Source organism: Microcystis sp. LEGE 08355, from assembly GCF_015207185.1.
Lineage (GTDB): Bacteria > Cyanobacteriota > Cyanobacteriia > Cyanobacteriales > Microcystaceae > Microcystis > Microcystis panniformis.
This window is the reverse complement of sequence record NZ_JADEXI010000871.1, coordinates 1-1,367: the sequence shown is the minus strand read 5'-3', so window position 1 is coordinate 1,367 and position 1,367 is coordinate 1. Positions and strand designations below refer to the sequence as shown.

The following is a 1,367-nucleotide window of genomic DNA, read 5'->3' as shown; positions in this document are numbered from 1 at the left end:
GTGGGGTAAAATCGGTAGCGATAGCTTTTCCATACCTCACATTTTAGCATATATTTCGTAAATGTGCTAATATTTAACAGTAAAGCCGTCGTAGAACGACGGGGTTTCAGACCCAAATTTTCGATGAAGGAAAAACAGCTTTTAGCTAGTGCTACATTAGCTTAAGCTGTTTTTTCAAGTACACTGACAGTAGAGCTTACCGCCACGTCTTCTAGATTGAGACAGGCGTTCAAATCCCGGTCAATCTCAAGCCCTGTTGACTAATTTAGTCTCCGCTTCCCTGCTAAAACCACCCCAAGAGACCCTAATGCCAATAAACCCCATACGGATGAGCCTTCTGGTATTTGGGTCGGTGGAGCCGGTGGGGTCGGTGGCGCGCTAGTTGCTCCCGTATTAGCAACGTCCTCGGGTGTGCCGTTGATAACCTGCTGAGGATAGATAAAAGCATCGGATACGACCTGATATTTGCCACCGCCAATATCAGAGATAGTTATTGTCCCTACGGTAGGCTTCGTAATGTCAGGGTTAAGTCTTACCCCAATGGTGTTTCCGTTGATATTTGGATTACTGAATGTCGCATCCTCAACTACTATGTCAAAAGTACCTAAAGTCATGTCCGACGGACCACGATCAATGATTCGGATACGGAAAGTCCCGTCAAAGGTTGGAGTTACGGGAGTCCCGGTTAGATTGGAGTTTGGGTAATAGTATGATTGAAAATGGGCATCACCGGGGTCAAATGTGAACAATTGGTCCCTTACAGTAGTCGAGTTAGCAGGGAAAGGCGGCACTGTTCCCCCACTTGGAGGCCAAACAGTAGGGAAAGGGGTGCTTTTCGTTGGAGTATTAGTGAATGTGATGAAAAATGTATCGACGTAGCCAGGTGCTGTGGGACCAAAAATATAGGGCGTTTGGATCACACTACTAGCTTTGAGGAGAAAGCCACAGGTGCTGAAGGGATCCATGCCTGCATCTATGATGCAGGCTGCTTGGGCAGGGGCGGGCAGAAGTGCTGCCGCAGTTGACGCGATTACTGCGCCAGTTGCTGTTGCCAACAACGTGGTATTGAATATTTTCAACGACATAGATTTGTCCTTTGTTATAGACTTGACGTTTTTACCCTACCAGTTCAGAAAAAAATTGTCAATATCTGGACTTCCCCGTTGACAAAAAGCCATAACCTATGCTGTAGGAGGGATTAAAAGAATTTCCGCCGCCCCGTTACTGGGTACAAATCAGGGAAACTCCCAATAAATCTAACGCTTTTTGTTGCAGTTGGGTCGGTCGAGTTATCTTAGAAAAACGATAACTTCCCTCCCTAATCGTACATTCCACTGTATTCAAGCAAATCGTCCCCAAGTCTTCCA

1 protein-coding gene is annotated in these 1,367 nt (G+C 46.2%); it reads right to left on the bottom strand.

The genetic code is table 11. The features are described from left to right. Nucleotides 1–260: 260 nt before the first annotated feature. The gene (locus IQ242_RS24825; RefSeq protein WP_193961789.1) at nucleotides 261–1,085 is read right to left on the bottom strand and encodes a hypothetical protein; all 825 of its coding nucleotides are present in this window, start codon (nucleotides 1,083–1,085) and stop codon (nucleotides 261–263) included. Between the last annotated feature and the right edge of the window lie 282 nt (nucleotides 1,086–1,367).